This window comes from Streptomyces sp. NPDC008092 (assembly GCF_042957285.1).
GTDB lineage: Bacteria > Actinomycetota > Actinomycetes > Streptomycetales > Streptomycetaceae > Streptomyces.
This window is the reverse complement of the sequence record NZ_JBIBHY010000008.1, coordinates 268,663-292,367: the sequence shown is the minus strand read 5'-3', so window position 1 is coordinate 292,367 and position 23,705 is coordinate 268,663. Positions and strand designations below refer to the sequence as shown.

The 23,705-nt window shown below is 70.5% G+C and carries 22 protein-coding genes; 13 read left to right on the top strand and 9 right to left on the bottom strand.

The window, feature by feature from the left end:
• Positions 1–83: 83 nt before the first annotated feature.
• Complete coding sequence (locus tag ACFZB3_RS26845; protein WP_391379335.1) at positions 84–926, bottom strand: diacylglycerol kinase family protein; 843 nt, start codon at positions 924–926, stop codon at positions 84–86.
• A gap of 197 nt (positions 927–1,123) precedes the next feature.
• On the opposite strand from ACFZB3_RS26845, the gene ACFZB3_RS26840 reads away from it, so the two are divergent.
• The 5 genes from ACFZB3_RS26840 (at position 1,124) to ACFZB3_RS26820 (ending at position 8,673) form a co-directional block, all read left to right on the top strand.
• Positions 1,124–2,407 (top strand): adenylosuccinate synthase, encoded by a 1,284-nt coding sequence (locus ACFZB3_RS26840; RefSeq protein ID WP_391379333.1) that lies wholly within the window; start codon positions 1,124–1,126, stop codon positions 2,405–2,407.
• A 163-nt stretch (positions 2,408–2,570) separates the two neighbouring features.
• Entirely contained in the window at positions 2,571–4,403 is a 1,833-nt protein-coding gene (locus tag ACFZB3_RS26835) for a 5'-nucleotidase C-terminal domain-containing protein (RefSeq protein WP_391379331.1), read from the top strand.
• Between the two features lie 283 nt (positions 4,404–4,686).
• Entirely contained in the window at positions 4,687–5,967 is a 1,281-nt protein-coding gene (locus ACFZB3_RS26830) for a DUF3500 domain-containing protein (RefSeq protein ID WP_391379329.1), read from the top strand.
• Positions 5,964–7,358 carry a HupE/UreJ family protein gene (locus ACFZB3_RS26825; protein ID WP_391379327.1) on the top strand — a complete coding sequence of 465 codons (1,395 nt, stop codon included), beginning with the start codon at positions 5,964–5,966 and terminating at the stop codon, positions 7,356–7,358. Before ACFZB3_RS26830 ends, ACFZB3_RS26825 begins: the two co-directional genes overlap by 4 nt.
• A gap of 205 nt (positions 7,359–7,563) precedes the next feature.
• Positions 7,564–8,673, top strand: coding sequence for a SpoIIE family protein phosphatase (locus tag ACFZB3_RS26820; RefSeq protein ID WP_391379325.1), 1,110 nt, complete (start codon positions 7,564–7,566; stop codon positions 8,671–8,673).
• Between the two features lie 69 nt (positions 8,674–8,742).
• Here ACFZB3_RS26820 and ACFZB3_RS26815 read toward each other — a convergent pair whose 3' ends face one another.
• Positions 8,743–9,591 (bottom strand): LysR family transcriptional regulator, encoded by an 849-nt coding sequence (locus tag ACFZB3_RS26815; protein WP_391379803.1) that lies wholly within the window; start codon positions 9,589–9,591, stop codon positions 8,743–8,745.
• A 103-nt stretch (positions 9,592–9,694) separates the two neighbouring features.
• On the opposite strand from ACFZB3_RS26815, the gene ACFZB3_RS26810 reads away from it, so the two are divergent.
• Both ACFZB3_RS26810 and ACFZB3_RS26805 read left to right on the top strand, forming a co-directional pair.
• Positions 9,695–10,423: an SDR family NAD(P)-dependent oxidoreductase gene (locus tag ACFZB3_RS26810; RefSeq protein ID WP_391379322.1), complete on the top strand. Its 729-nt coding sequence runs from the start codon at positions 9,695–9,697 to the stop codon at positions 10,421–10,423.
• Between the two features lie 178 nt (positions 10,424–10,601).
• Positions 10,602–10,973, top strand: a complete 372-nt coding sequence (locus ACFZB3_RS26805; protein WP_391379320.1) for a hypothetical protein — start codon at positions 10,602–10,604, stop codon at positions 10,971–10,973.
• Between the two features lie 177 nt (positions 10,974–11,150).
• Here ACFZB3_RS26805 and ACFZB3_RS26800 read toward each other — a convergent pair whose 3' ends face one another.
• Together ACFZB3_RS26800 and ACFZB3_RS26795 are read right to left on the bottom strand one after the other, a co-directional pair.
• Positions 11,151–11,408 carry a DUF397 domain-containing protein gene (locus ACFZB3_RS26800; protein ID WP_391379318.1) on the bottom strand — a complete coding sequence of 86 codons (258 nt, stop codon included), beginning with the start codon at positions 11,406–11,408 and terminating at the stop codon, positions 11,151–11,153.
• Positions 11,405–12,241, bottom strand: a complete 837-nt coding sequence (locus tag ACFZB3_RS26795) for a Scr1 family TA system antitoxin-like transcriptional regulator (protein WP_391379800.1) — start codon at positions 12,239–12,241, stop codon at positions 11,405–11,407. Before ACFZB3_RS26795 ends, ACFZB3_RS26800 begins: the two co-directional genes overlap by 4 nt.
• A 124-nt stretch (positions 12,242–12,365) precedes the next feature.
• Here ACFZB3_RS26795 and ACFZB3_RS26790 point away from each other — a divergent pair, with 124 nt between their 5' ends.
• From ACFZB3_RS26790 to ACFZB3_RS26775, 4 genes are all read left to right on the top strand, one after another.
• Entirely contained in the window at positions 12,366–12,773 is a 408-nt protein-coding gene (locus ACFZB3_RS26790; protein WP_391379316.1) for a hypothetical protein, read from the top strand.
• Between the two features lie 163 nt (positions 12,774–12,936).
• Positions 12,937–13,260, top strand: a complete 324-nt coding sequence (locus tag ACFZB3_RS26785; protein ID WP_391379314.1) for a hypothetical protein — start codon at positions 12,937–12,939, stop codon at positions 13,258–13,260.
• Between the two features lie 75 nt (positions 13,261–13,335).
• A complete protein-coding gene (locus ACFZB3_RS26780; RefSeq protein ID WP_391379312.1) occupies positions 13,336–13,599 on the top strand; it encodes a hypothetical protein in 264 nt (87 codons plus the stop codon).
• A gap of 5 nt (positions 13,600–13,604) precedes the next feature.
• Positions 13,605–14,009 (top strand): hypothetical protein, encoded by a 405-nt coding sequence (locus ACFZB3_RS26775; protein WP_391379798.1) that lies wholly within the window; start codon positions 13,605–13,607, stop codon positions 14,007–14,009.
• Positions 14,010–14,122: 113 nt separating this feature from the next.
• Here ACFZB3_RS26775 and ACFZB3_RS26770 read toward each other — a convergent pair whose 3' ends face one another.
• The 5 genes from ACFZB3_RS26770 to ACFZB3_RS26750 all read right to left on the bottom strand — a co-directional run bounded on the left by ACFZB3_RS26770 (position 14,123) and on the right by ACFZB3_RS26750 (position 20,025).
• On the bottom strand, positions 14,123–14,389 hold the full coding sequence (locus tag ACFZB3_RS26770) for a hypothetical protein (RefSeq protein WP_391379311.1): 267 nt from the start codon (positions 14,387–14,389) through the stop codon (positions 14,123–14,125).
• 182 nt (positions 14,390–14,571) lie between these two features.
• Positions 14,572–15,222, bottom strand: coding sequence for a hypothetical protein (locus ACFZB3_RS26765; RefSeq protein WP_391379308.1), 651 nt, complete (start codon positions 15,220–15,222; stop codon positions 14,572–14,574).
• A gap of 78 nt (positions 15,223–15,300) precedes the next feature.
• A complete protein-coding gene (locus tag ACFZB3_RS26760) occupies positions 15,301–17,742 on the bottom strand; it encodes a glycosyltransferase (protein ID WP_391379306.1) in 2,442 nt (813 codons plus the stop codon).
• The gene (locus ACFZB3_RS26755; RefSeq protein WP_391379304.1) at positions 17,739–18,440 is read right to left on the bottom strand and encodes a GntR family transcriptional regulator; all 702 of its coding nucleotides are present in this window, start codon (positions 18,438–18,440) and stop codon (positions 17,739–17,741) included. The genes ACFZB3_RS26760 and ACFZB3_RS26755 overlap by 4 nt, the downstream gene beginning before the upstream one ends.
• 226 nt (positions 18,441–18,666) lie before the next feature.
• Complete coding sequence (locus ACFZB3_RS26750) at positions 18,667–20,025, bottom strand: aminotransferase class III-fold pyridoxal phosphate-dependent enzyme (RefSeq protein ID WP_391379302.1); 1,359 nt, start codon at positions 20,023–20,025, stop codon at positions 18,667–18,669.
• 209 nt (positions 20,026–20,234) lie between these two features.
• Between ACFZB3_RS26750 and ACFZB3_RS26745 the strand changes: the two genes are divergently transcribed.
• Positions 20,235–22,037: a protein kinase gene (locus tag ACFZB3_RS26745; protein ID WP_391379300.1), complete on the top strand. Its 1,803-nt coding sequence runs from the start codon at positions 20,235–20,237 to the stop codon at positions 22,035–22,037.
• A gap of 134 nt (positions 22,038–22,171) precedes the next feature.
• A complete protein-coding gene (locus ACFZB3_RS26740; RefSeq protein WP_391379298.1) occupies positions 22,172–23,698 on the top strand; it encodes a substrate-binding domain-containing protein in 1,527 nt (508 codons plus the stop codon).
• Positions 23,699–23,705: the final 7 nt, after the last annotated feature.

Sequence of the window (23,705 nt, the reverse complement as noted above, 5' to 3'; positions counted from 1 at the left end):
AGCGGGCTGGTGGGCGGGCTGGTGGGCAGGCTCGTGGGCAGGGGGCAGGCGCCTCGTGCCAGACGGCGGCCGCCGCGCCCCCGCTACGGGGCCCCCGGCACCGTGAGCCCCCACCCGCCCTCCACCACCCGCCAGGTCCGCCGCCGTACCGGACCGGCCAGTCCGCCGTCGGCCCGGTAGCGGAAGTCCGGGCCCGCCACCGTCACCGTCCGCCCCGCGGCCCGTACCGGGGTGGCCTCCGCGCCCACCGACAGCGGGCGCACCTCCACCTCGGCGAGGCCGTCCTGGCCGCCCGGGGTCACCGAGACCCCCTCGACCGGCTGGTCCAGGTCCACCACGGTCTCCCCGTCGACCTCCACCCGCAGCCGCGCGGGCGGACCGGGCACCGCCGGGACCGGGACCGGGCGCGCGGACAGGGAGCGCACGAGGTGCTGGTACGGCCGCAGCCATCCCCGGGCCGGCACCGGCACCGGAGCCTGCGCCACCACCGCCAGCGGCGGGATCCGCAGCGCGCCCAGCACCACCCCGTCGCTGTCGTCGACGAGGAGGTCCATCCGGCGTTCCACCCCGTCCAGGACCGCCCGGGCCGCCGCCACCGCACCGGCGGGCACCCCCAGTGCGTGCGCGACCCCCAGCGCGCCCCCGACCGGGACCATGGACAGCACGCAGTCGGCCAGCTCCCGCCTGCGGTGCAGAAAGGTCACCGCACGGACCAGGGCGCCGTCGTCCCCGACGACCACCGGCCGCCGCGAGCCCCTGCGGGACATCACCCGGGCGAATTCCTCGGGCCCGTCCGGCATGCACACCTTCGCGGCCGCACCCGCGCTGAGCACGTCTTTCGCGATCCGGACGGATTCGCCGTCCGTTTCCCGTGCCGCCGGATCGATGATCACCAGCAGCTGATCGGACCTCGCGAATGTCGCCACCTCGGTCGTGCCTCGCTTCCTCGGGTAGCATCACTGTGCAAGAGCCCCTTGCGCTGTTGCGCCAGGGGCTTCGTCTATTCCGGGGCATCCGGTCCGACGGTTGTGCGGCCAACGACGGTCGCGGTGGTACGCGGCGACGAACCTTACGCGTACGCCCCTGACCTTGGACATGCCCCGCCCGGAAGGGGTGTACGCGCGTGCCCGCACTTGTGCTGCTCGGTGCTCAGTGGGGTGACGAAGGCAAGGGAAAGGCGACGGACCTGCTAGGCGGTTCCGTCGACTACGTGGTGCGTTACCAGGGCGGCAACAACGCCGGTCACACGGTCGTCGTCGGCGACCAGAAGTACGCGCTGCACCTCCTCCCTTCCGGAATCCTCTCGCCCACGTGTGTCCCGGTCATCGGCAACGGTGTCGTCGTCGACCCGTCGGTCCTGCTCTCCGAGCTGAGCGGTCTGAACGAGCGTGGCGTCGACACGTCAAAGCTCCTCATCAGCGGTAACGCGCACATCATCACGCCGTATCACGTGACCGTCGACAAGGTGACGGAACGCTTCCTCGGGAAGCGGAAGATCGGGACCACGGGGCGCGGCATCGGCCCGACCTACGCCGACAAGATCAACCGCGTCGGCATCCGGGTCCAGGACCTCTACGACGAGTCGATCCTGACCCAGAAGGTCGAGGCGGCCCTCGACGTCAAGAACCAGATGCTCACCAAGCTCTACAACCGGCGCGCGATCGCCGTCGAGCAGGTCGTGGAGGAGCTGCTCGGCTACGCGGAGAAGCTCGCTCCGTTCGTCGCCGACACCGTCCTGGTCCTCAACCAGGCCCTGGAGGACGACAAGGTCGTCCTGTTCGAGGGCGGCCAGGGCACGCTCCTCGACATCGACCACGGCACGTATCCCTTCGTGACGTCGTCGAACCCGACCGCGGGCGGCGCCTGCACCGGCTCCGGCGTCGGCCCGACGAAGATCACTCGTGTCATCGGCATCCTGAAGGCGTACACGACCCGCGTCGGCGCCGGCCCGTTCCCGACCGAGCTCTTCGACGCGGACGGCGACGCGCTGCGCCGGATCGGCGGCGAGCGGGGCGTGACGACCGGCCGGGACCGCCGCTGCGGCTGGTTCGACGCGGTCATCGCCCGCTACGCGACCCGCGTGAACGGCCTGACCGACTTCTTCCTCACCAAGCTCGACGTCCTGACCGGCTGGGAGCAGATCCCGGTCTGCGTCGCCTACGACATCGACGGCAAGCGGGTCGAGGAACTCCCGTACTCCCAGACCGACTTCCACCACGCGAAGCCGATCTACGAGACGCTGCCGGGCTGGTCCGAGGACATCACCAAGGCCAAGTCCTTCGCGGACCTGCCGAAGAACGCGCAGGACTACGTCAAGGCGCTGGAGGAGATGTCCGGCGCCCCGATCTCCGCGATCGGCGTGGGCCCGGGCCGGGACGAGACCATCGAGATCAACTCGTTCCTGTAAGTCGTGTGTACGCGCGTCCACTTGGGCCGGTCTTGGGAATCCTTGACCGGCCCTTGGGCTTTCCGTGGTTACGCCGGTAACGGGCGACGGCCAGCATCTACGCGGGTAGCCCGCCGCCTCCCGCATGCCACACCCGTCCTCTCCGCCTTCCCAGGAGCCCTGAATGCCCGTCAATCCCATGAACCGCCGTGAGTTCGTGCAGAAGTCGGCCGTCACCGGCGCTGCCGTGGCCGTCGCGGGAACGGTCGGTACCGGCAGCGCCGAGGCCGCCGAGGCCGGCCACGGCCACGCCAAGCCCCCGAAGGCGCCCAAGACCTGGAGCTTCTCCATCCTGGGCACCACCGACCTGCACAGCCACGTCTTCAACTGGGACTACTACACCAACGCCGCCCCGGTGGACTCCAAGGGCAACACGTACGGCATCGCGCGCATCGCCACCCTGGTGAAGAACCTGCGCAAGGAGAAGGGTGCGGACCGCGTGCTGCTCGTCGACGCGGGCGACATCATCCAGGGCACGTCCCTCGCGTACTACTACGCGAACGTCGACCCGATCACGGGCAAGGACGGCAAGCGCGGCCCCAAGCACCCCATGGCGATCGCCATGAACGAGATGCGGTACGACGCGGCGGCCCTCGGCAACCACGAGTTCAACTACGGCATCGACGTCATCCGCACCTTCGAGAAGCAGTGCGACTTCCCGCTGCTCGGCGCCAACGCCCTGGACGCCAAGACGCTGAAGCCGGCCTTCCGGCCCTACACCGTCAAGCACATCAAGGTCCCGCACGGCCCGGACATCAAGGTCGGCATCCTCGGCCTCACCAACCCGGGCATCGCCCTGTGGGACAAGGACAACGTCTCCGGGAAGATGGCCTTCACCGGTCTGGTCGAGCAGGCGAAGAAGTACGTGCCGCGGCTGCGCGCCCTCGGCTGCGACGTCGTCTTCCTCACCGACCACTCGGGCCTGGACGGCTCGACCTCGTGGGGCGACGAACTCCCCTACGTGGAGAACGCGTCGAACCTGGTCGCCGAGCAGGTCCCCGGCATCGACGCGATCCTCGTCGGCCACACCCACGTCGACGTCCCGACGTACACGGTGAAGAACGCCGAGACCGGCGAGGACGTCCTCCTCTCCGAGCCGTACTGCTACGGCTACCGCCTCTCGGTCTTCGACTTCGAGCTGGAGCACGTGCACGGCTCCTGGAAGATCACCAAGAAGACGGCCACCACCCTCAACAGCAACACGGTCGCCGAGGACCCGCGGATCACCGAGCTCCTCACCGCCGACCACAACCTGGTCGTCAAGTACGTCAACACGGCCATCGGCACCTCCACGCAGAACATGTCGACGGCGGAGGCCTGCTGGAAGGACGTGCCCGCCATCGACTTCATCCACGAGGTCCAGACGGAGGCGGTGAAGGCGGGCCTGTCCGCGGCGGACGCGGCGCTCCCGCTGATCTCGGTGGCCGCGTGCTTCAGCCGCACCGCCGACATCCCGGCCGGCAACGTGACGATCCGCGACATCGCCGGTCTCTACATCTACGAGAACACGCTGTACGGCAAGAAGCTCACCGGCGCCCAGCTCAAGGACTACCTGGAGTACGCGGCGAAGTACTACCACCAGGTCCCGTCCGGCACGGCGGTGGACACCGCCACCCTCACCAACGCCAACAGCTTCTGGGACTACATGTACGACACCGCGTCCGGCGTCTCGTACGAGATCGACATCGCGGCGGCCGAGGGCTCGCGCATCAAGAACCTCACCTACAACGGCGCGGCGGTCCCCGACGACCAGGTCTTCGTCGTCGCCGTCAACAACTACCGCGCCAACGGCGGCTCCGGCTACCCGCACATCGCCGCCGCGGAGACCGCCTACAGCTCCACCAACCAGGTCCGGGATCTGATGATCGCCTACGCCACGGCCAAGGGCACCATCGACCCGGCGGCCTTCGCGGCCACCAACTGGAAGCTGACGCAGGGCGGCACGCCCGTCTTCTAGCACCTCGCAGCCGCACGTGTGGTGGCCCCACCCCTCGGGTGGGGCCACCACTTTTTCTTTTTCCCGAACAAGAGGGACCTGTCGATTTCATTTGTGGATTTCATTGTTTCTGTGAATCCTGAAAATCCTGCCACGATCGTCATTCGAAATATCTATTCGGCTGGGTTTTCGCATTGAGTGTCAACAATGTTGTTGGTAGCGTCCGCGGTGCGTTCCCCTGATCTCCCGACCAGGCCAACGGGTGTGCCCGTATGGCTAGTTCGGCATGCCGAAGGAGTATTTCGTGAGCAAAGAGAGAACCCGTCTGGTCCGCTCCAGGCGGACTCGGCGGGTCGCGCTCGGAGCCGCCACCGCCCTGGTTCTCGCCGGTGGTGGATTCGCCGTGGCGAATGCGGCGACGCCCGCCGGTGAGAAATCGGCGGTGGGCGTCCAGCGTCCGGTCGACAAGCAGGCCAAGGGCAGCGCGGCCGTCGTCAGCGCCGCCAACGCCTTCCTGAACACCCTGACCTCGGACCAGCAGGCCTCGACCCTGCTGGACCTCACGCAGGCGAACGCGACCGCCTGGTCGAACCTGCCCTGCGGCGGGACCTGCCGCCCCGGCATCCAGTTCAGCACGCTGTCGGACGACCAGCTGGCCGCCGCCGAGACCCTGTTGAAGACGGCCCTGGGCACCGGCAAGGACACCGGCTACGAGCACGTCCTGCAGACCCTCAAGGCCGACGACGTGCTCGCCTCGGCCGAGAGCACCAGCTCCGCCTCGGCCGCGCCGACGGACGCGCCCACGGCCACGGCGACCGACTCGGCCTCCGCCGACCCCTCCGCCACCGCAACCGACTCCGCCTCCGCGGCGCCCACCGACGTCCCGACCGGCGCCCCGCCCTCCGGTGGCGGCGGCGCTGGCGGCTTCTCGTACGGCAGCGGCTACTACTACCTGGCGCTCCTCGGCACCCCGTCCAGGACCGGCACCTGGCAGCTGCACTTCGGCGGCCACCATCTCGCCGTGAACATCACGTACAAGGACGGCAAGGTCTCCGGCGCCAGCCCCTTCTTCACCGGCGTCGAGCCGACCAGCTGGACCGCGGACGACGGCACCACCTACGCGCCGCTGGCGAAGTTCCGCGACGGCCTGCTGAAGCTGACCGGCAGCCTGAGCACCGCGCAGCTGGCCGAGGCCAAGCTGTCGGAGTCGTTCAGCGACGTACTGCTCGGTCCCGGCAAGGACGGCGACTTCCCGGAGACCAAGGAGGGCATCAAGGCCAGCGAGCTGTCGCCGAAGCAGAAGAAGCTGGTCCTGGCGGCGATCCACCCCTGGATCGCGGACGTGGACGACGCCACCGCCGCCCAGCTGATGAAGACGTACGCGAAGGAACTCGACCAGACCTACGTCGCCTACTCCGGCGGCACCGGCCTGGACACCCAGGGCGACTACGTGCGCATCGACGGACCCAGCGTCTGGGTCGAGTTCGTCTGCCAGAACGGTGTCGTGTTCCAGAACCAGGTCCACTACCACACCGTGTACCGCGACCACACCCGCGACTACGGGAACGAGTTCTCCTTCTCATGACCGGACCGCGAAACTGGCTGACCGACGCCCTGACACGCCTGGTGGCCGGAATCGCGATCGTGGTACCGGCGGCGCTCCTGCTCGGGGCGTCGCCGGCCGCCGCGCATCCGATGCCGCACTCGGTGGTGCAGCTGGACGTGTACAGGTCCTCGGTGTCCGCCCGGCTGGAACTGCCCGTCTCCGACTTCTCCCGGGCCAGCGGCATCGACCTGGACGACGTCACCGGCAGGGCCGTCCCGGCCGCGCGGACCAAGGCGATCCGCGCCTACCTCGCCCAGCACATCCACCCGACCACCACCGGCGGCAAGGCCTGGCAGGTCGCCGTCGGCTCGATGCACCTGAGCGCCACCCGGCAGACGTCCACCGGCCCCTACCGCGAACTGACCGTCGCCGCGGTCCTCACCCCGCCCGCGGGCGCCGACGTACGCCACTTCACCTTCGACTACGACGTGATCGTGCACCAGGTGGTCACCCACGTCACCCTCGTGACGGTCCGCCAGGACTGGGCGAACGGCCAGGTCGACGGCAAGGGCACCACCCAGGTCGGCACGATCGAACTCGACATCCGGCACATGAAGGTCCCGGCCCTGAAGGTCGACCTCGGCCCCGGCAGCGCCTGGCGCGGCTTCGTCGCCATGGTCGAACTGGGCGGCAACCACATCCTCACCGGCACCGACCACCTGCTCTTCCTGCTGATCCTGCTGCTGCCGGCCCCGCTCGCCGCGACCGGCGGCCGCTGGACCGGCCTGGTCGGCCCCCGCAAGGCGCTGACCCGCATCGGCGGCATCACCCTCGCCTTCACCGCGGGCCACTCGGTCGCCCTGGCCGCGAGCTCCCTGGGACGGCTGAACATCCCGTCCTGGCCGGTGGAGGCGTTCATCGCCGCGAGCATCCTGGTCGGCGCGATCCACGCGATCCGCCCCCTCTTCCCCGGACGGGAAGCGGTCGTGGCGGGCGTCTTCGGCCTCGGCCACGGCATGGCGTTCTCCTTCGTGCTGGCCGAGATGCACCTCTCCACCGGCCAGCTGGTCACCAGCCTCCTCGGCTTCAACCTCGGCATCGAACTGGTCCAGCTGCTGCTGGTCTGCCTCGCCCTGCCCTCGCTGCTGGTGCTGGCCCGCCTGCGCGTCCAGCCCGTACTGCGGCTGGCCGGCGCGGTGCTCACCGGCATCGCGGCCCTCGGCTGGCTGGCCGACCGCCTCGGCCTGCCCAACCCGGTCGCCCGCGCGGCCGACGGCGCCGGATCCCACACCACGCTGCTGGTGGCCGTTCTCACGCTGGCCGCGCTCATCAGCACCGGATGGACCGGACGGACCCTGGCCACCCGCCTGCGCGGCACCCCCCGGGACGGGCTCAGGCCCCGATGGCGTGCGGCCCCGGACCGGTCATGAGCCTGCGCAGGGCGGCCTCGGCCGCCGGGTCCGGCGGGGTGACGGCCATCGGGCACTGGTCCGCACGGCGGGTGTCCGGCGCCCTCGCCACCGGCGTCGAGGCCCCTACGGCCCACGCTCGGGGCCGCCGACCTCGTGGTGCGAGCCACGACCACCTGCTCGTATCGTGAAAAGACAGAGACCAGCGGGGTGAGCAAGGAAGATCATGGCAGCACCGGAGGTCGACTACGCGGCGGTGTTCCAGGCCCTTCCCGGGGCCGCGGCGCTGGTGACTCCGCAGCTGATCTTCGCGGACGCCAACGCGGAGTTCGTGCGGCTCCGGGGCCTGCCCCGTGAGCAGGTGATCGGGCGCTTCCTGCCCGAGGACAACACCGGGAACGAGTCCGCCGAGCCTCTCCTGCTCAGGGTTCTGGCGTCCCTGCGCCGGGCGGCGGCCACCGGTGAGCGCAGTGTCGTGGCGCTGCAGCGCTTCGACAGGGAGGACCCCGAACAGCCCGGGGTGTGGCACGAGCGGTACTTCAACGTGACCAACATTCCCGTGTTCGGAGCCGACGGGCAGGTGACGCTGCTCCTGCACCGGCTGGAGGACGTCACCGAACTCATCCGCGCCCGTGAGGTCGCGCTGACCCTGCAGGAAGCCATGCTGCCCGCCCCGCGCCAGATCGGCCGGCACCCGGCGGCCGTCCGCTACCGGCCCGCCGCCGAAGCCCTCAACGTCGCCGGTGACTGGTACGACCTGGTCGACCTGCCCGGCGACCGCATCGCCGTCGCCGTCGGGGACGTCGTCGGCCACGGTCTGCCCGCGGCCGGTGTCATGGGGCAGCTGCGCAGCGCCCTCACCGCCGCCTCCCTCGTCCCCGAAGGCCCCGCCCGCGCCCTGGAGGTCCTCGGGCAGTACGCCCGCACCGTCGACGGCGCCGAGAACACCACCGTGGCCACGGCATTCGTCGACTGGGAGAGCCACACCATCACCTACAGCAGCGCCGGACACCCCCCACCGGCACTCCTGCAGCCGGACGGGACCGTCGACTTCCTCGACCAGGCCACCGACCCGCCCCTGGCCGCCCGCCCCCAGCACGGCCCCCGGACCCAGGCCGTCACGGCCTTCCGCGACGACGCCGTCCTCGTGCTCTATACCGACGGCCTGATCGAACGCCGCGGCGAGGACATCGACAAGGGCCTCGCCCGGCTCGCCGACTCCCTGGTCCGCCACCGCACCACCCCATGCGAAGCACTGGCCGACGCCGTACTCACCGACCTGCTCCCACCCGGCGACGCCACCGACGACACCGCCCTGGTCATCGTCCGCCTGTGAACCTCCGGTCAGGGAGCCGAGGACCACCACGGCGACGGCGCGCCGCGCCTGACGACGGTTGCCCGAGCTTCAGAGCAGTGTGGCGGCTCGGACCAGCCCGGCGACGGCCCGGGAGCGGCTGTGCGGCGGCCACGCGATCACGGTGGTGACCGGCGGCGCGTCCACCACCGGTACGGCGGCCAGATCCTCGCGCAGCTGGGACCGGACGGACTCCGGCACGACACAGCAGGCGCGGCCCAGCGCGATCAGCTGGTACAGCTGGGCCTGGTCCCTGACCTCCGGACCGGGACCCGCCGGGTACCTGCCGTCGCGGCCTCGCCAGCGCGCCAGGGGCAGGCCGGCCAGCTCGGTGGCCTGGGTCGTCCGCACCTGCTTGCGGACGGCGAGAGGATGCCCGGCCGGCACCACCAGCACCTGGCCCTCCGTCAGCAGTTCCTCGGTGTCGAAGCCCACCGCGCTGTCGAACGGCAGGTGCAGCAGCGCCACGTCGGCCCGTCCGTCGCGCAGCATCCGCTCCTGCTCGCCGACCCCGCACAGCAGCAGATCGACGGCGACCGCGTCCGGTTCGGCGGCGTAGGCGTCGAGCAGCTTCGCCAGCAGTTCGCCGGACGCGCCCGCCTTCGTGGCCAGCACCACGCCCGGCCGGCCGGACGCGGCGAGCGCCGCGCGGCGGGTGCGCTGCTCGGCCGCCTCGACGGCGTCCAGCGCGGCCCGTGCCTCCCGCAGCAGCACCGACCCGGCCTCGGTCAGGGCGACCGCACGGCTGGTGCGTTCCAGCAGCTTCGCCCCGAGCCGCCGCTCCAACTGGCTGATCGTCCGCGACAGCGGGGGCTGCGCCATCCCGAGCCGCCGGGCCGCCCGCCCGAAGTGCAGCTCCTCTGCGACGGCCACGAAGTACCGCAACTCCCGCGTCTCCACACCGCTCATGCTACCGATCCGGCCGGGACCGATACCCCTGCGGTATCGATCCCCACCCGATCGGTGTTGGCCGCCCCGGCCCGTCCGCGGACAGGATCGAGGCATGACCGAACAGCAGAAGACCGCGCTGGTGACCGGCGCGAACAAGGGCATCGGCTACGAGATCGCGGCCGGCCTCGGCGCCCTCGGCTGGCGCGTCGGCGTCGGCGCGCGCGACGCGGAGCGCCGGGAGACCGCCGTGGCGAAGCTGCGGGCGGCGGGCATCGACGCGTTCGGGGTACCGCTCGACGTCACCGACGACGCGAGTGTGACGGCGGCCGTCGCGCTGGTCGAGGACCTCGCCGGACACCTCGACGCGCTCGTCAACAACGCCGGTGTCACCGGCGGCATGGCACAGACACCGACCACCGCCGACCTCGCGACGGTACGGGAGGCCGTCGAGACCAACGTCATCGGCGTCATCCGCGTCACCAACGCGATGCTGCCCCTGCTGCGCCGCTCGCCGTCCCCGCGGATCGTCAACGTCTCCAGCAGCGTCGGTTCCCTCACCCGACAGACCGTGCCCGGCGCGGAAATGGGCCCGATCGCCGTCGCCTACTCGCCGTCCAAGACGTTCCTCAACGGCGTCACCGTCCAGTACGCCAGGGAGCTCCAGGGCACGAACATCCTGATCAACCTCGCCTGCCCCGGCTACTGCGCCACCGACCTCAACGGCTTCCAGGGCCACCGCACCCCGCAACAGGGCGCGGCGACCGCGATCCGCCTCGCCACCCTGCCCGACGACGGCCCCACCGGCCGCTTCTTCGACGACGACGGGGAGGTGCCCTGGTGACTCACCCGGCGCTCCGCAGGCCGGCACCACCGGTCCGGTGGCCGTCTTCACGCTGACTGCGGCGTTGCGGCCCGTCGCGACCAGCCTCCGGCGGACAGTGGCCGTGGGCTCGCCCGGAGTCCCAGCCGGGCCCCACGGTCACTTTCCGGAGCCGTCCGCACGGAGGTACGTTGCCGCCATGGACGTGAAGCGGCTCGCCGCCCTCGACATGTACGGCACCCGCGGCACCAAGCGCCGTCGGCGGATCGTCCTCGTCGAGTACATCGCCGGCGTGATCGTCGCGTCAGGCTTCGGCCTCTGGGTACTGCTGAACTCCTCGGGCACCGGCGGCCGCGTGTTCGGCGCTTGGCTGATCGCTGTCGGGGTGAACTACATCCCGCTGGCCGGTCACGTGATGCGGCTCAGCGCACCGGGGGTACTGGACGCGGAACTGGTCGGCGTCGACGTCCGACGCGAGCTGGCCCGGTTCGGGATCCTCCAGCTCTGGATCGTGGTTCCGCTCGCGGTGGTGTTCTTCGCAGTACGGGGCAAACCGGCTCGAACCGGCTGATGTGGAGTGCCCCCACCGTGGGTCGCGCCGGCCGCCGTGGTGGTCACGGTCGTTTACGCGGCCGGGCCCGCGCTTGCCCTGTTCACCGTCTTCGGCCGAGCGTTGTCGAGTGCGGCGGCGTGGGGGCTGGTCGCGCCCACGCGGCGGAGCCGCATATCGATACGGCCCCGCGCCCCTTCAGGGCGCTGCCGAGGCGTCGCCTCCCAGGAAGGCGGTCCAGGCGGCCGGGGAGAGGGTGAGGTGGGGGCCGTCGGGGGCGGTCTTGGAGTCGCGGATGTGGATGGCTTGGGGGCAGGGGGATATTTCGAGGCAGTTCCCGCCGCCGTCGTCGCTGTAGGAGGACTTGCGCCAGGTGTAGGCGGTTTCGACGCAGTCGCCGCCCCCGCTGTCGCTGTGGCTGGACTTGAACCACCGAAGGGTGCTGGTGCGGGTCATCGCTTCTCTCCTGCCAACCGTTCGATGAGGCTCACCGAGTCGTCGGTACTCAGAGCCTGTGCGCGGATCTTCGCATAGCGGTGGGCGAGTTGGGACACTTCCTCCGGTTCGCTGACCAGAATCCCCTGGTCCTCGATCTCCATGTAGACGACGTGCTCGTGCTCCGCGGTCACCACCATCTTCATGGGGCCGCGATCACCGGCATACGTGCCCCGCAACCCCCGCTCCATCGGCAGTACTTGCAGGAACACATTGTCCCGCCGCGCGTCCTCGACGAGCGAGAGCAGTTGTCCGCGCAGTACCTCCCAGGATCCGAACGGCCGCCGCAGCACGCTCTCTTCGAGGATCAGCTCGATCATCGGAGTCGGCTCCCGCTTGAACAGCGCCCGGCGGGCCAGCCGCGCCTCGACCAACTCCTCCCGCTTCTGATCGGAGGCCTTTGGAAAGCCGCCTCCGATCAGCGCCCGCGCGTAGTCCTCGGTCTGGAACAGCCCATCGACCACATGCGTCCCGTACGACGAGATCGAGACCGCCCCGGCCTCCAGTTCCGAGAAGCCCCGGAACCGGGGTGGGTACTTCTCCAGCAGCATGTACTTGCGGGCCTTCTCGAAGACCCCCATCCCGTTGCCGATGGCCTCCTCCAGCGCCACCAGCATCTTGTCGCTGGCGGGCTGCGCGCATGTCTCCATCGCGCTGATCGCGGACGCCGTGTAGCCGGTCCGCTTCCCCAACTCCTCCTGTGTGAGCCCCTGTTGTTCACGCAAGGCCTTCGCCAGAGCGGCCACCATCTGTGCCGTGCCGCTCGCTTCCTCTTTGTTCTCAGCCCGCGCCATTGCGGTCACCTCCGAACTCAACCGAACTCAACCGGTCACAACCAACCCGTCCTGATTTCCGACCGTATTCAGTGGTCGACTCAGAGTTATGGTGAAGGTAGCCGCACCTGCCCAGACTGGTCCCATGAATACGCAAAGTGACCAGTTAAACCTCGCCTGGCTGCCCGCCACCGGCGTTCAACTCCGTAAAGCCGGTGTCCAGTTCGACGCGGTCCGCGTGGACGACGGGGAGTGGGGGCGGCGGCTCGCCGATCGGCTCGCGGAGATGACCGGGGGTGACCCCGGGCCCGTCATCGAGGTCGCCAGTGGGCGGCGGTGCGTGTACTTCCTGGTGCCGGCCGGGAGCACGGACCACCTGCCCTGGCCTGCGGAGGTGACGAGACTGACCGCCGTTCCCGCCCGGGTGTCGTACATCCCGATCCCCGCGCTGGACGACATGACCTGGCCGCTGTCGTGGCGCTACCGGCCCACCGCGCACGGGCGTTTCGTGCACACGCGGCTGCTGCGGTCCGCGCTTCACTCGGCGGAGTGAAAATCGTCAACACAGGGCCGGGAAAAAGGGATTGCGGCTTGCGTTCGCCGCTTTGCGGAGCCCTAAAGTCACGATCAACAGATTGCCCCCGCGGTGCGCCAACACCCGGGGGCTCGACACCGGGAGAGAGCAACTCCTGATGCGCGTTCATCGTATGGCGCCCGTGCGCGCCTTCGCAGCCCTCGCCAACTCCCTTTTCCGGGACGGACGCCTCTCCTGGGGAGCGGCAGGCGTACTGGCGTACCTCCTGGCGATGCCGGACGGCTCCTGGATCACCGAGCGCATCCTCGCCGAGCGACGGCGGGAAGGGTGCATGTCGGTCGTCGCTTCCCTGCGTGAGCTGGAGGAACGGCGGTATCTGCGGCGGGTGGTGTCGCGGGACCCGGTGACTCGGCAGTACTCGACGGTCTGCGAGGTGTTCGAGAGGCCGTACGAATCCGCGACACCGGCGGGTGAAACGCAAAAAGTTCGCCTCATGGCGGCGTAGTCCCAAGGAGAGAGGAACGCGATGACTGCCTTGCTTGAACGGCCCGAGACGGTATACCGGAGGTATACTTGCATCATGGCTGACACCACCGTCAAGGTCGACCCCGCTGTTCGTGACCGCCTCATGGTGCTCGCGAGGGAGCGTGGGATGACCATGCGCGACCTGATCGCCGAACTCGCGGGGGCCACCCCCACGCAGGAGGAGCTGCACAAGCGCTACGAGGAGACGAAGGCGTACTGCGAGACGCACTTCGGCGTGACGCTCACGGACGAGGACCACGACCGGGTGGAAAAGGTCTGGCAGGAGCTTGAGGCCGGTCGGTCGGTGGACAGCCTGTGAGTGCGATGAAGACCGGTTCCACCGGTGTCGTCTTCGACGAGTCCGCCCTGCTGGCGCTGGGCTCGGGGAACTCGCTGGCCTCCCAGTTCGTGGCGAACACGGAGCATGGGCCGACCCGGCACGTCTACGTTCCCGCGCTCTGCCTGGCCGCGGCCGACGGCATGCGCAAGGGGCTCGCGGAGCATGTCGGCGCCCTTCCGGCCGTCGAGATCGTGGAGTTGGACTTCGCGGGTGCCTCCACGGTCGGCGCGCTGCTGCGCGACGGTGTGGAGTGGCGGCTCGGGCACGCGGTCCACCTGTCCCGGCCCACGCTCGACTGGCCCGACGGCCGGCATGTCGTGACCGCCGACCCGGACCGCTACGCCGACATGCCGCTGGTGCGCACCATCAGGCTTCCGAAGCAGAGGTGACCTCGGCCGGCTGAGGACACCCCAAGGCTCCGGACCGGGAGACGGTCCGGAGCCTTTTTCACTCACACGGAGATGAATACGCGGCTTACGGCCGCTTCAGTGGTGCGTGCGGCCTACCAGCCGCCGCGATCGCAGTCGGAACCGAGGTCGGTGAACTGCGCGCCCGGGCTGCCCTCGCCGTTGATGAGGTTGCCGGCGAGCCCGTTGGCGATGCCCACGTTGCCGAGGATGTCGAGGTTGAAGTCGTGGGACCGGCAGCCACCGCCGTGACCGCCGTACGCGTGCTGCTGCGCCGTAAGGGCGGTGGCCGGGACGGTGCCCATGAAGCCGACGCCACCGACGATGGCGATCGCGACAGCTGCCTTGTGGAGCTTGCGCATGTTCCTCCTTGAGCTGATGAGAGCGCGCGGTCATATGAACTGATAAGCGCTCAATTCGGAGGCTAGATCGACATCGCTTGCCGCGCTCTTCGGAGGAGCCATACGGGGGCACCGGCATCCGGGTGATTGGCCGTCAGCGTGACCCGGCGTCAGTGTGACCTGTCGTCAGCGAGACCTTTCTGTCAGCTGAAGACGATCATCGAACCCTGGGCCAGGCTGCGGGTCGCCGCCGCGTGCAGGCCCAGCCACACGTGCCGTTCCCGGGAGAAGGGGCTCGGGTCGTAGGGGGCCGGGACCGCCGGTTCCTCCAAGTCGGTGGGGGCGGCAGGGGGTTGCGGCGGGGCCGGGGGGTTGGCCGGGTCGATGCCGATCGACGGGGCGACGTACTCCAGCTCGCGCAGCAGGGCGTGCGAGGAGCCCAGCGGGCCGCCGCTGGCGAGGAGTTCGTCGCTGGAGAGCGGGCTCGGGAAGTCGACCGGGACGTAGGCGCCCGCGTGGTCGTAGTGCCAGACCAGGTGCGACTGCTGGGCCGTCGACTCGAACATCTCCAGGAGCTGCTCGTAGTCGCCGCCGAGGTCGTCCACGGGGGAGACGGGCAGACCGCAGACCTGGAGGAGGTAGGCACGGCGGAGGAAATGGAGTGCGTCGTAGTCGAAGCCGGCCACCGGGGCGACCTCGCCGGACAGGCCCGGCATGTACTGGTACACCGGTACCGGGGGCAGCCCGGCCTCGGCGAGCACCTTGTTGTACTGCGCGAGCTCCTCGGCGAACGGATTGTCGGGGGTGTGGCACAACACGTCGACGAGCGGTACCAGCCAGAGGTCACAGGCCAAAGAGGGCTCCTCATATCAGGGCGTTCACAGCAAGTGCTCAGCTAGGTGGTCAGGGAAGAGTAATCCGTGCGGCGCCGGTCAGCTCCCCTCGTGCAGGTCCCATACCCAGACCCCACCGGTCCACTTACCGGGTTTTCCGGTCAGGGCCTCCACCGCCTGTCGTAGTTTCTCGTCATTGGGTTGCGGGGCGACCACCAGGGCCCCCGCCTTCCAGTACGCGAAGTCCTTCTTCGCCTGCGCGCGCCAGTTCTTGCCGATCACCGGCACCTTCCCGCTGTAGCGGACGTCCCGCAGCATGCTGGAGGTGAAGCGCGGGACGGCGCCGTAGATGCCGATGCGGTCGGCGCCGTAGGGGCCGTTGAAGTAGCCGCCGGGCAGCTTGAAGCCGAGACCGGTGCTGGTCTGCCAGTGCAGGGCCTCCGCGGAGCCGGGGTCCGGGAGCGGGAGGGGGACGAGGGACTCGCCCTTGCCCACGTACGACTTCCACGTCCCGCTGCTGATGAACGACGGGACCGCCGCCCGCTGTTCGGACTTGAGCGGGGCGGGGACGATCGGGAGCAGGGCCAGGGCGACGGCCAGCAGGCCGAAGTACTGGGCGCCGACGCGGCGGGTGGCCAGCACCTTCTCGACCGCGACCGCGAGCAGGACGCCCAGCACGGGTGCGCAGATCATCGCGACCCGGCCCTCGATGACGGACTCGAAGAGCGGGAACTTCCGCACCAGCGCCCAGGGCCCCGGATACACCGTCTCCGTCAGCGGGATGCGGATCTCCGGGCCCATGGAGAGGACGGCCGCGGCCACCGACGTGAACGCCAGCGCCTTGACCAGCGGCCGCTCCCACAGCCGTACGACGATCCCGAAGGCGACCAGGACCAGCGGCCAGCCGTAGAAGGCGTTCTGCTCGGTGGGGTTGAGGGACAGCTCGTTGGCCCGGCCCGCGTCGCCGAAGAGCAGTGAGCGCTCGGAGAAGGCGAGGAGGGAGAGGGGGCTGTTTCCGGCGTTGTCGCCGTGCAGGACGCTGTGGTAGCTCTGCGGGCCCGTGAACTGCCAGTAGAGCGGGAAGGCGACGAACGGCAGGCAGACCGCGCCGGCGATCAGCAGGCCCTTGCCGAGCGGGCGCCACGCCTCCCTCGCCACCTCCGGCCGCACCACCGCGTAGGCGAGGGCGAACAGCGTCATGCCCAGCGCCGCCAGCAGGAACGGCTCCTCGCCCAGGAAGACCTGGTACGCCGCCATCAGGCCGAGCACGATCCCGTCCCGCCGGACCCGGGCGCCGGTGGCGAGGCGCAGGGCACGGTCGACGATGAGCGGGATCATGAACAGGATCACGAAGTTGGGGTGCGCGTTGGCGTGGCTGACCATCGGCGGCGCGAAGGCCGCGAGGGCCGCGCCGACGAAGGCGGCACACCGGTTGCGCACCACCCGCTTCACGATCAGCCAGTACCAGGCGACGGCGGTCGCGGCGAGCCCCAGCGCCATGCAGACGGAGAGCGAGACGGCCGGACCGGCTGCCAGGGTCAGCGGGGCGAAGGGCACCGACAGGCCCAGCATGACCGTGTTGGCCATGAGGTTGACGCCGTCGGGGAAGTTCTGGAAGTCGGAGAAGAGCGGGTTGCGCAGGTGCGCCAGGTTGTCCGCGGTGACCGCGAAGAACCACTCCCACTGGTTCTGGTCCTGGAGGGAGTCGGTGAGATAGCGGTGGCCCGGGTCGAAGAAGCGGCCCGAGTACAGGGCGACGGACAGGACGAGGAAGAGGACCGGGACCAGGAGGTCCGCCGGACGCAGCCGGCGCAGCCGCAGCCGCGCCAGGTCGGCGAGGACCCGCGGGTAGTCCAGCGGGCCCACCTTCGAGCCGGGCCGGTGGCTCCAGCGGACCGGGACCTCGGTGACCGGGTGGCCGCCGCGGTGCAGGTACTGGAGGACCTCGACGTCGATGCCCCAGCCGTCGAGCCGGGAGTCGGCGAAGGCCTCGCGGGCCAGGTCGCCGTCGAAGAGCTTGAACCCGCACTGGGTGTCCTTGAGACCCGGCACGGCGGTGGCGCGTATCAGCAGGTTCCCGGCACGGCCGAGCAGCTCGCGCAGCCGGTGCTGGTGGTCGGCTATCTCCGCGCCCGGCACCGCACGCGAGCCGATCGCGGCCGCGCCGCCCTCGCTGAGCGCCTTGTCCAGCCGCTCCAGCTCCTCGATCGGCGCCGCGAGGTCGGCGTCGGTGACCAGCACGCGGCTGCCGGCGGTCGCGGCCACGCCGAGGCGCAGGGCGTTGCCCTTGCCCCGGTTGCGGTCGGCGGCGACCAGCCGGACGTGCGGGTGCTGTAAGGCGGCGACCTCGCGCGTCCGGTCCGTGGAGCCGTCGTCGGAGACGATCACTTCCCAGGAGCCGAAGCGGCTCTCGTTGTCGGCGAGGTAGCGGGTGACGGCGTCGAGCGTCGGCCCGAGCCGCTCCTCCTCGTTGTACGCCGGGATCACGACGGAAAGCTCGACGGCCTCCCTCTGCTCCGTGTTCTCCGGGGACGCGGTCATCCGTCGTTCTCCGCCAGTCGCTCGATCAGGGCGAGGGAGTGCGTGTTGTACGCGGCGACGATCCCCCGGGCGGCCTCGGTGTCCCGGCGGGACAGCGCGTCGACCAACTCGGTGTGCCGGGACCACAGATACCCGCGTAGATCGGGCAGCCGCCGCAGGTGCCGTACCGCGCACACCCAGGACTGCACGCGCAGCCGGTGCAGGAAGTCGGCGAGGTAGGGGTTGCCGAAGAGGGCGGACAGCTCCCGCCAGAACCGGAGGTCGTAGCCGATGAGGACGGTCAGGTCACCGGCGGTCGCGGCGCGCTGCGCCTCCTCGCCGCGCCGCCGGACCGCGGCGAGGGCGGCCGCGACCCGGGGCTCCTCGGGGTCCTTGAAGGCGGGGTGGAGGCCGTCGGCGAGGGCGTGGAACATGCCGTCGGTGACCAGGCTGCGGGCCTCGATCATGCCCCGGTAGTCGGCGATCGTGTACTCCGGCACCCGGAAGCCGCGGTGCTGGTCGGCGTCGAGGATGCCCTGCGCGGACAGGTCGACCAGCGCCTCGCGGACCGGCGTGGCGGAGACCCCGTACTGCTCCGCGATCTCCTTGACCGTGAACTCCCGGCCCGGCTGGAGCCGCCCGGCGAGCACCTCGTCACGGAGCGCGTCCGCGATCTGCTGGCGCAGGGTACTGCGGGTCACAGTGCCGTTGCCGGGCATCGTGGGGTGCCTCTCCTCACGCGTTCGGGTGACGTGCTCGCTTACACGTACATGTACGAGCACGCCACCTTACGCGTTCGGGTTCCGCGTGTACTCCTTCCGAGCCCGCGAAGCTACCCGTGGGTCTCCTCTGCGGATCCTGTGAGAGGCGCCGGTGCAGCGCCCCCTTTGGGGGCGCGGGGAACTGCGCGACCAGCCCCCACCGGCCCGCGGTCAGAACGCAGCCTCAAGCCACCGTGAACTCGTCGGCCAAGCTCAGCGCAGCGTCCAGCGCCGCGAACCCTTCCTTCAGCTCGGCCTCACTCACGTTGCACGGCGGCACGACATGCGTCCGGTTCATGTTCACGAACGGCCACAGCCCCTGCTTCTTCGCCTCCGCACCGAACGCGGCCATCGCCGCGTTGGCCTCCCCGGCCGCGTTGTACGGCACCAGCGGCTCCCGGGTCTCCCGGTTCTTCACGAGGTCGAGCGCCCAGAACATGCCGACCCCGCGGACCTCGCCGACGCTCGGGTGCCGCTCGGCGAGCGCCGCGAGCGCCGGCCCCACGACCTCCGCACCCAGCCGCTTCGCGTTCTCGACGACCCCTTCCTCCGCCATCACGTTGATCGTCGCGACGGCGGCGGCACAGGCCAGCGGGTGCCCGGAGTACGTCAGCCCGCCCGGGTAGGGGCGCCTGGCGAAGGTCTCGGCGATCTTCTCGCCGATGGCGACACCACCGAGCGGCACGTACCCGCTGTTCACGCCCTTGGCGAAGGTCATCAGGTCGGGTACGACCCCGAACAGGTCGGCGGCGAACCACTCACCGGTCCGCCCGAACCCGGCCATGACCTCGTCCAGGACGAAGACGATCCCGTACTTGTCGCAGATCTCCCGGACCCCGGCCAGGTACCCGGCGGGCGGCACCATGATCCCGGCGGTCCCGGGGATGGTCTCCAGCACGATGGCCGCGACCGTGCCCGGCCCCTCGAAGGCGATGGTCGTCTCCAGGTGCTCCAGCGCCCGCGCGGTCTCCTGCTCCTCGGTCTCCGCGTAGAAACGGGAGCGGTAGAGGAAGGGCGCCCAGAAGTGCACGACCCCGGCGGCGGCACCGTCGGAGGCCCAGCGGCGCGGGTCGCCGGTGATGTTGATCGCCTGCTGGGTGCCGCCGTGGTACGAGCGGTAGGCGGAGAGCACCTTCGGGCGCCCGGTGTGCAGCCGGGCCATCCGCACGGCGTGCTCGACGGCGTCCGCGCCCCCGTTGGTGAAGAAGATCTTGTCGAGGTCCCCGGGCGTGCGCTCGGCGATCAGCCGGGCCGCCTCCGACCGCGCCTCCACGGCGAAGGCGGGCGCGAAGGTCGTCATCTTCGCGGCCTGCTCCTGGATGGCCGCGACGACCTTCGGGTGCTGGTACCCGACGTTGGTGAAGACGAGCCCGCTGGTGAAGTCCAGGTAGCGCCGGCCGTCGTAGTCCCAGAAGTACGACCCCTCGGCGCCGGCCACGGCAAGCGGGTCGATGAGGTCCTGTGCGGACCAGGAGTGGAAGACATGCGCACGATCGGCCGCCTTCACGGCGGCGCCGGCCTGGGGACTGGGCTGAGGGGTCATGCGGGGGAGCGTAGGAGCGACCGGTGCGGGAGCGGTATCGGCGACATGTTCCGTGGTCACGGGGATTCCGCGACAGGTTGTCCACAGCCTGGGGACACGGTCCGCGGCCGGTCCCTGTTACGTAACCGTAGACATGGCACTGCGCGATCCCGGGAACGGCCGCATTATTCTCGGCTCGATCACAAGTGTGAGCGAGGGGCGGATCTGCCATGGAGAAGCTGGGGCCGGGGGATCCGCAGCACATCGGGAGCTATCGGCTGCTGGCACGGCTGGGCGCGGGCGGGATGGGGCATGTCTACCTCGCCCGCTCGGAGCGCGGCCGTACCGTCGCCGTGAAGCTGGTGCGGGCGGAGCTCGCCGAGCACGAGGAGTTCCGGGAGCGTTTCCGCCAGGAGGTCCGCAACGCGCAGCGGGTCGGCGGGTTCTGGACGGCGCCCGTGCTGGACGCCGACACCGAGGCCGCCGTGCCCTGGGTGGCCACCGGGTATGTGGCCGGGCCGAGCCTCCAGCGGGTCGTCGAGCACGACCACGGGCCACTGCCCGAGCGGTCGGTGCGCATCCTCGCCGCCGGGCTGGCGCACGCCCTGGGCAACATCCACGCGGCCGGGATCGTCCACCGGGACCTCAAGCCGTCCAACGTGATGCTCACCATAGAGGGACCCCGGGTCATCGACTTCGGCATCGCCCGGGCGCTGGAGACACTGCCCGGCGAACGGCTCACCCAGACCGGCTCGCTCCTCGGCTCGCCCGGCTTCATGGCCCCCGAGCAGGTGCGCGGCGACCGGATCACCCCGGCGTGCGACGTCTTCTGCCTCGGCTCGGTGCTCGCCTACGCGGCCACCGGCCGGCTTCCCTTCGGCTCCACGGAGGGCGGCGCGCACGCCCTGATGTTCCGGATCGCCCAGGAGGACCCCGACCTGTCGGGTCTCCCCGAGGACATCGCCGACGTGGTCCGCGACTGCCTGCGCAAGGACCCGGCGGCCCGTCCGACCCTGGACGCGATCCTGTCCCGGACGGGCGCGGGCACCACGGTCTGGGAGGGCCGGTCGAGGGACCCGTGGCTGCCGGGCGGCCTGGTGGCCCAGCTCGGCCGCCATGCCGTCGAGCTGCTGGAGGTGGAGGACCCGACGGTCCACGGGGCGTTGCAGGGGGTGACAGGTCAAGAGGCGCGAGGTGCGGCAGACCCAGGGGCGCGGGGCGGTGTTGAATCTGCGGCTGCCGCCGCGGGGGCGCGACCGGCCCCCACTCAGCCGCACCCGACACTCGGCCCGCCGTCCCCCGAACACGCCCCCGCCCACCCGGCCTACGGCTACCCGAACCAACCCCAGCAGCACCCGCAGCCGTCCCCGTACAACCCGTACACCGCCACCGCTCCCACTCCCGCCCCCGACCCCACCCAGATCTACCCGCCCGTCCCCCCGCCCCCGCTGTACGAACCCCTCCCCGCCGAAGAGCCCCGCCGCGCCCGCTCCACCGCGCTCCTCGTCACCATCGCGCTGGTCGTGCTGCTGGCCGCGGGCGGCTCGGTCTACGGGCTCATGAACAGCGGCGGCGACGACACGGACGCCAAGGCGGGCGACAGGACCACCACCGCCCCCTCGGCCACCGCCCCGACCACCGCCGCGGAGCCGACGCCCACCGGGTCGCCCTCCTCCTCGACCGCCCCCGACGGCTCCGTCCCGAGCGGCTTCCTCGGCACCTGGGACACGTCGATAGACAACGACACCGGCCACAACACCCGCGAACTGACCATCCGCCAGGGCGCCGTGGGCGACACGGTCCTCACCCTGGTCGCGGACGGCCCCGGCTACCACTGCGAGTTCGCGGCGAAGCTCGCCGGAAAGCCCGGCTCGGACGGCCCGTTGGAGATCGGCCCCTCCACGGTCACGGCGGGCAAGCCCCGTTCGTCGTGCACCGCCGGAGAGGCCACCGAGGTGACCCTGCTCCAGGGCGGCAAGCTGAAGCGCGTGACGAAGGGCGGCGACGAGAGCCTGACCTACAGCAAGCAGTGAACTCACGCTCCGTACGAGGCAGTTGAACGTTCGGCGAACAACAGTGCGGGCGACCGATATGTCCCTTCACGGCCTCGGCCCGCCCCTTACGGTGACCCCACCATCCGGCTCCGGGGAGTGGCGGGGGCACCCACATGGAGTGGCTGAGCGCGGAGAACGTCGTCGCCGTGGGCACCGCGGTGCTCGGCATCGTCGCGTCCGCGGGCATCTTCTGGTACGAGCGCCGCGTCCCGCGCCGCAAACGGATCGGCTACCGCGTCCAGATGGACAACCCGATCGGCGACGACGTCCGCTCCGGCCGTCTCGGCAGACGGCTGGGCCTCTTCGACGAGGCCCCGGACATGGCCGACGCCACCCTGGTCCTGCTGCGCATCGAGAACGACGGCTCCCAGGGCATCGGCCGCGACGACTACACCAGTCCCGAACTGCACGGTCTCACCGCGGTGTTCACCGACCGCATCATCCGCGGCGTCTCGGTCACCCAGCCGACCGACAGCGACCACCTCATGCCGCACTTCACCCCGGACCGCGGCTTCGGCTACGCGGGCAACACCCTGCGCATCCCGCGGGTCCCGCTCAACCACGGCGAGCACTTCAAGCTCCTCGTGCTGCTGTCCGGCGGTGACGTCGGCCGGGAGATCAGGATCGTCGGCGGGCTCCACGACGGCGAGGTGCACCCCAACCGCAGCGCCACCCCGGACGACGCCATGCCCCTGTTCAGCCGCGCCTCCCGGCTGATCACCATCATGCTGACGCTCAGTGTCCTCACCCTCGCCACGATCGTCGTGGCCCGCGACGACGCCCCGCCGCCGATCGGCTGCGCCAAGGGCTCGCTGCGGGTCATCGGCTCGACCGCCTTCGCCCCCGTGATGCGGGACGCGGCGAAGAAGTACGAGAAGGAGTGCCAGGGCGCGTCGATCACGGTGGACGCGCGCGGTTCGACCGCCGGGATCAGGGACCTGAAGGATGCCGGGAAGGAGACGGAGAAGGGCTCCCCGGCGGTCCTGGCCCTCTCCGACGGCCCCAAGCCCGCCGACCTGCCCCAGCTGAAGGAGAACCGGGTCGCCCTGGTGGTGTTCGCGCTGGTCGTGAACGACGACGTGCCGCTGCGGAACCTTGCCACGGCCGACGTACGCCGGCTGTACCGGGGCGAGATCGCCAACTGGAAGCAGCTGGGCGGCCCCGACCTGCCGGTGGTGCTGGTTAGCCGGGACGCCGACTCCGGGACCCGGCAGGTCTTCCAGCGCCGGGTGCTGAAGCGCGGCGAGATCGCCAACTCCTCCGTGGACTGCGTGCACAAGGACGACCCGACGGCGAAGGTGGTCCGCTGCGAGCTGGACTCCACCGACCAGGTGCTGTCGCAGGTGGCCGAGCAGCAGGGCGCGGTCGGCTATGCCGAGCTGAACGTGGCGGAGGGCGCGAAGGGCCTGCACATTCTGTCCCTGGACGACAACGCCCCGTCGGTGGACGCGATCGAGCGCGGCGTCAGCCCGTACCCGTACCGCGAGATCGAGTACGCGTACACCTACGGCCAGCCGGCGGCCACCTCCCTGGCGTCGAGCTTCCTGACGTACGTCGAGAAGGGGAACGGCCAGGACGTGATCCGCTCGTACGGGCACGTGGCCTGCTACACGCCGGTGGGCATGAAGCTCTGCGCCTGAGCGCGCC